This window comes from Sphingobium sp., from assembly GCF_048594625.1.
Lineage (GTDB): Bacteria > Pseudomonadota > Alphaproteobacteria > Sphingomonadales > Sphingomonadaceae > Sphingobium.
In genome coordinates, this window is sequence record NZ_JBMDWL010000005.1 from 1 (window position 1) to 8,701 (window position 8,701).

Annotated in this window: 9 protein-coding genes and 1 pseudogene; 7 read left to right on the forward strand and 3 right to left on the reverse strand. The window is 65.4% G+C overall.

Going from position 1 to position 8,701, the window contains the following annotated elements; genetic code table 11:
* Positions 1 to 514, reverse strand: a 514-nt coding sequence (locus tag ACOJSJ_RS00275; protein ID WP_420142982.1) for an integrase arm-type DNA-binding domain-containing protein, incomplete at its 3' end; no start/stop codon positions are given.
* A 267-nt stretch (positions 515 to 781) separates the two neighbouring features.
* On the opposite strand from ACOJSJ_RS00275, the pseudogene ACOJSJ_RS00280 reads away from it, so the two are divergent.
* Positions 782 to 871 (forward strand): annotated as a pseudogene (locus tag ACOJSJ_RS00280).
* Positions 872 to 939: 68 nt separating this feature from the next.
* Positions 940 to 1,251 carry a YdeI/OmpD-associated family protein gene (locus tag ACOJSJ_RS00285; protein ID WP_420142983.1) on the forward strand — a complete coding sequence of 104 codons (312 nt, stop codon included), beginning with the start codon at positions 940 to 942 and terminating at the stop codon, positions 1,249 to 1,251.
* A 105-nt stretch (positions 1,252 to 1,356) separates the two neighbouring features.
* Here ACOJSJ_RS00285 and aroB read toward each other — a convergent pair whose 3' ends face one another.
* Together aroB and ACOJSJ_RS00295 are read right to left on the reverse strand one after the other, a co-directional pair.
* Positions 1,357 to 2,466 carry a 3-dehydroquinate synthase gene (aroB, locus tag ACOJSJ_RS00290; RefSeq protein WP_420142984.1) on the reverse strand — a complete coding sequence of 370 codons (1,110 nt, stop codon included), beginning with the start codon at positions 2,464 to 2,466 and terminating at the stop codon, positions 1,357 to 1,359.
* Positions 2,457 to 3,005: a shikimate kinase gene (locus ACOJSJ_RS00295; protein WP_420142985.1), complete on the reverse strand. Its 549-nt coding sequence runs from the start codon at positions 3,003 to 3,005 to the stop codon at positions 2,457 to 2,459. The genes aroB and ACOJSJ_RS00295 overlap by 10 nt, the downstream gene beginning before the upstream one ends.
* A gap of 95 nt (positions 3,006 to 3,100) precedes the next feature.
* On the opposite strand from ACOJSJ_RS00295, the gene ACOJSJ_RS00300 reads away from it, so the two are divergent.
* The 5 genes from ACOJSJ_RS00300 (at position 3,101) to ACOJSJ_RS00320 (ending at position 8,596) form a co-directional block, all read left to right on the forward strand.
* The gene (locus ACOJSJ_RS00300; RefSeq protein WP_420142986.1) at positions 3,101 to 3,289 is read left to right on the forward strand and encodes a hypothetical protein; all 189 of its coding nucleotides are present in this window, start codon (positions 3,101 to 3,103) and stop codon (positions 3,287 to 3,289) included.
* Positions 3,290 to 3,294: 5 nt separating this feature from the next.
* Positions 3,295 to 5,118 (forward strand): hypothetical protein, encoded by a 1,824-nt coding sequence (locus ACOJSJ_RS00305; protein ID WP_420142987.1) that lies wholly within the window; start codon positions 3,295 to 3,297, stop codon positions 5,116 to 5,118.
* Positions 5,119 to 5,120: 2 nt separating this feature from the next.
* Positions 5,121 to 6,053, forward strand: coding sequence for a tyrosine recombinase (locus ACOJSJ_RS00310; RefSeq protein ID WP_420142988.1), 933 nt, complete (start codon positions 5,121 to 5,123; stop codon positions 6,051 to 6,053).
* Between the two features lie 10 nt (positions 6,054 to 6,063).
* On the forward strand, positions 6,064 to 7,008 hold the full coding sequence (locus ACOJSJ_RS00315; RefSeq protein ID WP_420142989.1) for an acetyl-CoA carboxylase carboxyltransferase subunit alpha: 945 nt from the start codon (positions 6,064 to 6,066) through the stop codon (positions 7,006 to 7,008).
* A gap of 109 nt (positions 7,009 to 7,117) precedes the next feature.
* Positions 7,118 to 8,596: a M48 family metalloprotease gene (locus tag ACOJSJ_RS00320; RefSeq protein ID WP_420142990.1), complete on the forward strand. Its 1,479-nt coding sequence runs from the start codon at positions 7,118 to 7,120 to the stop codon at positions 8,594 to 8,596.
* The last annotated feature ends 105 nt before the right edge of the window (positions 8,597 to 8,701 follow it).

Genomic DNA, 8,701 nt, shown 5'->3' on the forward strand with positions numbered 1-8,701 from the left:
TCCGCACGGCGGCCAGCACGCGATTGGCGTTGGTCGGGCTTCTCGCCATCTTCTTCATCAGGTGGGCGATGTCGGCACGGGTGACATCCGGAACCTTGAGCTGGCCCAGGATCTGGACGATGTAGCGCTTGCCGTATCCGCGGTTCGACTCGACCGTCGCTGGCTTGTTGCGGCTCTCCGAATAGTCGGTGATGAACCGGTCGAACAATTCCTTCACGGTGAGGGCCTGCCGAGCGGCCGCGCGCTCGGCACTCGGATCGAAACCCCGGCGCACCTCGGCAAGCCAGTCCTGCGCGATGTTGCGAGCTTGCTCGACTGTGATCTCGCCGTACCGGCCGATCGCCGGCTTACGCCGCTGCCCATTGTGGGCGACGTAGGCCACCATGAAAATCTTGCGGCCGGTCGGGGTGACCTTGACAAGGAAGCCGGGTATCGTCGTATCACGGAGTTCGTAATCGCGCTCCTGCGGGTTTGCGGCGTCTACAGCGGTCTTTGTAAGTTTGATTTTGGGCATTCCTAACCTCCGTTGAGGTCGGATTTCAGGTGCAGAATAGGTGCACCTAGAAAGCCAACCGTAGCGTACAGCCGGTTAGGTATGTGTGTTTCGAGAACCGAAAAAAGCTAGTGCTGACAGTCGGTTATCGGGAAAACGGATACCCCCGGCGGCACAAAGGATAGGGGATATTCGGTCTCTCAAAATCCGGTTCCGCAAGGAGTGTCGGTTCGATTCCGACCACCCGCACCACAGGCTGGTCACCCCTTTAACATCGACAATCGCCATGCCGGCATGACGGAATGGGTAGACGTATCGCTACAGCGATCCCTGTCCTGATGCCGGATATGGGGGCGGGTTCGATCCCTGTTGCTGGCGGCGACGGTCGATTTTGACTTCCCCCGATTTTGCCGTAGCATCAGGTGCCCGTCCCAAGGAGCTGCGCCATGACGACCGATTTTCCGCACGGCACCGTCCATGAGGCGACGGAGGATTTTCAGGCGGCGATGCGGTCCGACCCCGCCATCATGGGTGTGTGGGAAGGCCTGACGCCGCTGGGCCGCAATGAATTCCTCTGCTGGGTCGAGGATGCGAAGCAGGCGAAGACGCGCGAACGGCGCATCGCCCGCACGATCGAGGAATTGCAGGAGGGCAAGCGGCGGCCATGCTGCTGGGCGGGCTGCATCCATCGCACCGACAAGGCACCCGGCAAATGGCAGCAGGCGGTCCTGATCGACGGGAGGGCGAAGGCGGGCTGATCGTTCGGGTCATCGCCAGGACAGGCGATGGCGGTGCCTGAGAGAGACTTCTCGACTACGCTCGAACCGAACGGCTATCTGGCGCCATGTCCTGAGCGCCGCGATTCAGGCCGCCGCCCGATCCTGATCCAGAAACGCGGCGACGTCGTCCAGCACCACATCCTTCGACAGGAATGTTTGCCCGATGCCATGGGCCAGCAGGAAGGGCAGGGTGCCTGCCGCCATCTTCTTGTCATGCAGCATATGGCCGACCAGTTCCGGGCCGTGTGCCTTTACATGCGCGCTGTCGAGGTCGTGGGGCAGGCCCACGGCCATGAGATGCGCGGTCAGGCGGTCGGCGTCGGCCTGCGGGCAAAGGCCAAGGCGTGCGGAATAGCGAAAGGCGAGCGCCATGCCCGCCGCGACGCCTTCGCCATGGAGCAGCGTATCGGAAAAGCCGGTGTCGGCCTCCAGCGCATGGCCGAATGTGTGGCCAAGGTTGAGCAGGGCACGGCGGCCCGATGTTTCGCGTTCATCATCGGCGACGATCGCGGCCTTCGCCTGCACGCTGCGGGTGATGGCGTGGGTGCGGGCGTGCGGATCGCCGGACAGCAGGGCGTCGGCATTCGCTTCGCACCAGTCGAAAAATTCGGGATCGTCGATCAGGCCATATTTGACGACTTCGGCATAGCCAGCGCGGGTTTCGCGCAAGGGCAGGCTGTCGAGCGTCGACGGATCGATCAGGACCATGGCAGGCTGATAGAAGCTGCCGATCAGGTTCTTGCCCGCCTTCGCGTTGATCGCGGTCTTGCCGCCGACCGACGAATCGACCTGCGCCAGCAGGGTGGTGGGCACCTGAATGAAATGGCAGCCGCGCTTCAGGATCGATGCGGCAAAGCCCACCAGATCGCCGATGACGCCGCCGCCCAGCGCGATGACATGGTCGCCCCGTTCGATTTCCAGCGCCAGCAGCGCGTCGAGCAGTTGTTCCAGATGGCGCCAGCTCTTGGTCTGTTCGCCCGGCGGCAGGATGATCGGTTCGACCGCGATATTGGCGGTGCGCAGGCTGGATTCGAGGCGCGGCAGCTGAGCCTTTGCCACATGTTCGTCGGTGACGACGACAAGGCGCCCCTTGCGCGCATAAGTGGCGAGCCGTTCGCCCGCACGGTCGAGCGCGCCCTGTTCGATGATGATGTCGTAACTGCGCGTACCCAGCGCGACGCGGACTAATGCCATGCGGTCAACTGCTCCATGATGCTGTCGACCGCGACTTCATGCGGGGCAGCGATGCTTTTCACATGAATGGGCGCCAGCGCGTAGATGGGGTTGCGGATCGCCGCCAGTTCGGTGAGGACGATGCGCGGATCGCGATCTTTCAGCAGCGGGCGGCTTTCGCGCCGTCCGACGCGCTCCACCAATATGTCGATGTCGGCGTCCAGCCACACGGCAATGGCGGCATCTAATATCAGCCTGCGCGTTTCATCCTGCATGAAAGCGCCGCCGCCGGTCGCGATCACTTTTGGCGCGCCGTCCATCAGCCGGGCGATCACCCGCCGTTCGCCGTCGCGGAAATAGGGTTCGCCATAGCGCTGGAAAATCTCCGTCACGCTCATCCCCGCAGCCTTTTCGATCTCTTCGTCCGCGTCGACGAAATGCAGGCCGAGGCGGGCGGCGAGGCGGCGGCCGACCGTCGATTTGCCCACCCCCATCATGCCGACGAGGACGATGGGACCACGGCTGGTCTGATTGTCGGGGATTTTGCTGTTTCGCTGCATGGCCTGCGGGGCTATACAGCCAGCCGTCACAGAGGCAAATCGCATCTTTTTCTTTCCCCCGACCAAGTTTTCGGGCCAGTCATAGCCAAGGACATATGAAGAATAATCGCAACTTCAGCAGTTTCGAAGGCAGCACCCGCCGCCGTGGCACCCGTTTGCCGATCATTCCTGTCGCTCTGGTCGTGCTGGTCGTCGCGCTGCTTGCCTTTTTCTGGTCGCGCGGCGGCGAACAGCCGCAACAGCGCGTCGAAAAGGTGATCCCCGCAGAGAAGCTGGGCCAGTAAGGCGCATGCGCTGGCCGCGCGGTAACGCGAAATGGGCGCTGGGCAGCTTTGCGCTGGCGCTGACCCTGCCGGTCGTGGCGCAGCAGACGCCCGAATCGCTGTTGCCGCCGGGCTTTGGCGACGCGCCCGAAGCGCCTGCGCCGCAACCCGCGCGCCCTGCGCCCGGTGCGCCGCCCGTGACGGTGCGTCCGCCCGTGGCGCCCGTGCCGATGGTGCAGCCGCTCAATCCGGCCACGCCGCCGGACCTGTCGCTGATCCAGAATGCCGCCGAAGCGGAGCTGACGCCCGAAGAAATCGCCGCGCAGAAGGCGAAATATGACCTGCCCGAAACGGCGCGCCGGTCGCTGGACCGGATCGGGCCGCTGACGCCGCAGACGCGCGGGCTGGAACCCGACGCCTTTGGCAGCGAATCCGGCAAATATCTGGCCGCGCTGATGAAGGAGACGCACGCGCCGATCGTGTCGCGATGGGCATCCATCCTGTTGCGGCGGACATTGCTGTCGGCGGTGGATACACCGCGCGACATCGATGGCGCGGACTGGGCGGCAGAGCGCGCCTGGCTGCTGGTGCGCATGGGTGAGGCAGACAATGCCCGGCTGATGGTGCAGAGCGTCGATCCCGACCGCTATTCCCCGCGCCTTTATGCCGTGGCCATGGAAACATATCTGGCGGCCGCCGATCCGGCTGGCCTGTGCCCGCTGTCGGCAGGCGCGCTGCGTTTCAGCAAGGCGCCGGGATGGGACATGACACGGGCGATCTGCCCCGCGCTGTCGGGTGATCAGGGCACGTCGAGCGGCGCGCTCAATCAGGCGCAGCGCCGGGGCGTGGTGCGCGGCGTCGATTATCGGCTGGCCGAAAAGGTCGTCGGCACCGGGTTCAACGCCCGCCGTTCGGTGAAGATCGAATGGGACGGCGTCGATCGGCTGACGGCATGGCGCTTTGGTCTGGCGACGGCGCTGAATGTCGAAATTCCCGATACGCTCTATGGCACCGTGGGGCCGCATGTGCGGGCATGGGAAGCACGAGCGCCCGCGCTGAGCGCGGTGAAACGGCGGCCCGGCATGGACATTGCGGCCCGGCTGGGCGTGATGTCCAATGCGGCGCTGGTCGGTTTTTACGGGCAGCTGGGCACCGATGGCGACGCGCCCGCCGAACTGGCGGATCGCGTCGATTCGCTGCGGACCGCCTATAGCGGCGCGACGGTGGGCGACCGGATCGGCGCGATGCGCAGTTGGTGGGGGGACAATGCCAGGCCCGACTATCTGGGCCTGATCGCGACGGCGCGGGCCGCCGCTGCGCTGCCGGTGGCGCAGGCCGATGCACGGGATGCGTCCAATCTGGTCGCGGCGATGCTGACCGCCGGTTATGATCGCAACGCGGCGCGCTGGGCACGGGCGTTGGGTCAGCTGGATGGCGATGGCGCTTCGCAAGTCTGGGCCTTGCTGGCCGTGGGCGCGCCAAGCCCGGTGGTGGAAATCAACGCCAGCCGGGTGACGGGCTATGTCGGTGACGCGGGCGCGGACAGGGGGCGGATGCTGATCGCGGCGCTCGCGGGCCTGTCGCGGCTGTCGACGCAGGAAGCGGCCACGCTGGCGCAGGATAACGGCTTCGCGCTGACCGCCAACAGCCGCTGGGCGCGCGCCATCGGCGCGGCGGCGGCGCGGGGTGAAAAGGGCACGGTCGCCCTGCTGGCCGCCGTCGGCATGCAGGGTAATGACTGGAGCCACCTGCCCGCAGGACATGTCTATCATGTCGTGGCTGCGCTGCATCGCGTGGGGCTGGACCCCGAAGCGCGGATGATCGCGGCAGAGGCGATCAGCCGGACCTGAACATGACGCAGGATGACGCCGTCCTGATCGACCGCTTCCTGGAAATGATGGCGGCGGAGCGCGGCGCGTCGCGCAATACGCTGATCGCCTATCGCACCGATTTGCAGGGGGCGGGCGATCTGGTCGGCGGACTGGCGGGTGCGGGCAAGGACGATCTGGGGCGGCTGGCATCGGCCTGGGCGGAGCTGGCGGCGTCGTCGGTGGCGCGCAAGGCGTCGGCGGTGCGGGCCTTCTACGCTTTTCTGGAGGAAGAAGGGCTGCGCGCCGACAATCCCTCCGCCGCGCTGCCCCGTCCGGTGACACGCCGGGCGCTGCCCAAGATATTGTCGGTGGCGGAGGTGGACCGATTCTTCGCCTGCATCGCCGAACGGGTGGATGTCGAACATCCATCAGCGCTGGACCTGCGCCTGTCGGCGCTGATCGAGCTGCTTTACGGATCGGGGCTGCGCGCGACGGAACTGGTGTCGTTGCCGCGCCGGGCGCTGGCGGCGGATCGCCCCTTCCTGATCCTGAAGGGCAAGGGCGCGCGCGAACGGCTGGTCCCCATATCCGACAGGGCGCGGGCGGCCGTCGCCGCATGGCTGGTCCATGTGCCCGGCGACAGTGCCTGGCTGTTTCCATCCGGCAAGAGCCATCTGAGCCGCATCCGCCTGTACCAGCTGGTCAAGGATCTGGCGGCGGCGAGCGGCATCGCGCCGGAGCGGGTCAGCCCCCATGTGCTGCGCCACGCCTTTGCCACGCACCTGCTGGAGGGCGGGGCGGACCTGCGCGCGCTGCAATCCATGCTGGGGCATGCGGACATCGGCACGACCCAGATATATACCCATGTGGACAGTCGGCGACTGGTCGAACTGGTAAACCAGCGGCATCCTTTGGCAGGGATGGCTGCGGGACAGGCGCATCCCCGCGTTGACGGCGACGCGTCAGCACCGTAACGCGTGGGCCATGGTTAGCTTTCTGGAATTTGAAAAGCCGATTGCGGAGCTGGAAGCGCGCATCGTCGAACTGCGCGCCACCGCAAGCGTGGGTGACATCAACATCGATGGCGAAATCGCCACGCTGGAACATCGGGCGGCCAAGATGCTGGCCGAAACCTATGCCAAGCTGACGCCGTGGCAGAAGACGCAGGTCGCGCGTCATGCCGAACGCCCGCATTTCAAGGATTATGTCGCGGGCATGTTCGACAATTTCATGCCGCTGGCCGGGGATCGCGCCTTTGCCGACGATCAGGCGATCATCGGCGGGTTCGCGACGCTGGGCGAGCGCAAGGTGATGGTGATCGGTCATGAAAAGGGTGACGACACCGCCAGCCGCGTGCGCCACAATTTCGGCATGGCCAAGCCCGAAGGATACCGCAAGGCGATCCGCCTGATGGAACTGGCCGATCGGTTCGGCCTGCCGGTGGTGACCCTGGTCGATACATCGGGCGCTTTTCCCGGTGTGCAGGCCGAAGAACGCGGGCAGGCCGAAGCCATCGCCCGTTCGACCGAAGCCTGCCTGAAGCTGGGCGTGCCGATGGTCGCCGCGGTGGTGGGTGAAGGCGGTTCGGGCGGCGCGATCGCGCTGGCGGCCGCCAATCGCGTGCTGATGTTCGAACATGCGGTCTATTCGGTGATTTCGCCCGAAGGCTGCGCGTCGATCCTGTGGCGCACCGCCGACCGGGCGAGCGACGCGGCGACCGCGATGCAGGTGACCGCGCAGCATCTGCAAAAGCTGGGCGTGATCGACCGGATCGTGGCGGAGCCCGTGGGCGGCGCGCATCGCGATCCGGTGCAGGCAATCGCCAGCCTGGGCGAGGCGATCGAGGCGGAACTGGATTCGCTCGATACCCTGAGCGCCGAAGCGCTGCGCACCGACCGGGCCGACAAATTCCTGGCCATCGGCGTCTGATCGACCTTTTTCGAGGGCCGAAAGAGCGGGGAATATCTCGCTTTTTCGGGAACGGCTCGCCATGATTGCTCGTTACGTAGCGGTAACGGCAGAGGGTTGAGGACGTCCCATGAACTGGAAGACAAAGCTGGGCGGCGCGGCCGCCGTGGCGGCTGTGGCGGTGAGCGCGCCGGTAGTGATCGGGCAGCAGCGGGCCATCCGCACGGTGTCGTCGATCAGCGCGGCGGACAAGGCGAGCGGGGCAAAGCAGCATCCGCAATTGCTCAATGAATTTGGCGGCCCCTATGCCGGGCCGCAGGCGAAATATGTGGAAGGCGTAGGGCGTCGCATCGCGGTGCAATCCGGCCTGTCCAACGCGCAGGGGGACTTTACCGTCACGCTGCTCAATTCGCCGGTCAACAACGCTTTCGCCATTCCGGGCGGCTATGTTTATGTCACCCGTCAACTGATGGCGCTGATGAATGACGAGGCCGAACTGGCAGGCGTGCTGGGCCATGAAGTGGGCCATGTCGCGGCCCAGCATGGCCAGCGGCGACAGCAGGCGGCGCAACGCAATGCGATCGGCGGAGCGTTGCTCGGTGCGCTGGCGGGCGCATTTCTGGGCGATTCGGGACTGAGCGGGCTGGTGCAGAAGGGGATCGGTACCGGCAGCCAGCTGCTGACGCTCAAATTTTCACGCAGTCAGGAATATGAAGCCGACGATCTGGGCATCCGTTATCTGGCGAGCGGAGGATATGATCCGAGCGCGCTGGCCGACATGCTGGCATCGCTGGCGGCGCAAAGCGATCTTGACGCGCAGGTGACGGGTAATGCCCGGTCGACGCCTGCATGGGCCAGCACCCACCCCGATCCGGGCGCGCGCGTGGAACGGGCGGCGAGGACGGCGGAGGCGACCCGCGTCAACAGCACGGTGCGCAATCGCGATGCGTTCCTGAATGCGCTGAACGGCGTGCTGTACGGTGACGATCCCAAACAGGGGGTGATCGACGGCAACAGGTTCCGTCATCCCGACCTGCGGCTGAGTTTCACCATCCCCGATGGGTTCGGCATGGAAAACAGTGCGGCGGCGGTTTCCATCACCGGGTCGGGTGGGCAGGCGCAATTCAGCGCGGCGCCCTATTCGGGCAATCTGGACAGCTATATCAGCAGCGTCTTCGCCAAGCTGGGCGGGGGACAGGGCGGCGTGCCGCAGGGCGAGGTCAATCGCACGACGATCAACGGCCTGCCCGCTGCATATCGCACCATTCGCGCATCGACCCAATCCAGTCAGGTGGATGCGACCGTCTTTGCCTATGAGTTCGAAAAGGGGAAGGCCTATCATTTCCTGATCCTGACCCAGGCCGGGCAGGGGATCGGGCCGTTCACGCCGATGATCCAGTCGGTCCAGCGACTGAGCGCGCAGGATGCGGCGGCGATCAAATCACGCAAGGTGACGGTGGTTGCCGTGAAGGCAGGCGAAACGGTGCAATCGCTCGCCAAACGCATGGCCTATACCGACTATCAGCTGGGCCGGTTCCTGACGATCAACGCGCTGGAGGAAAACAGCGTGCTGAAACCGGGGCAGAGGGTGAAGATCGTCACCTGGTGATGTCCGCCGCCAGCGCGCATACGAAAAGAGGCGGCGGGCCGATGGTCCGCCCCCACTCAAATCGCACGAAGCCTGTGCAGCTTAATTAACGTTTCCCCAAACCTT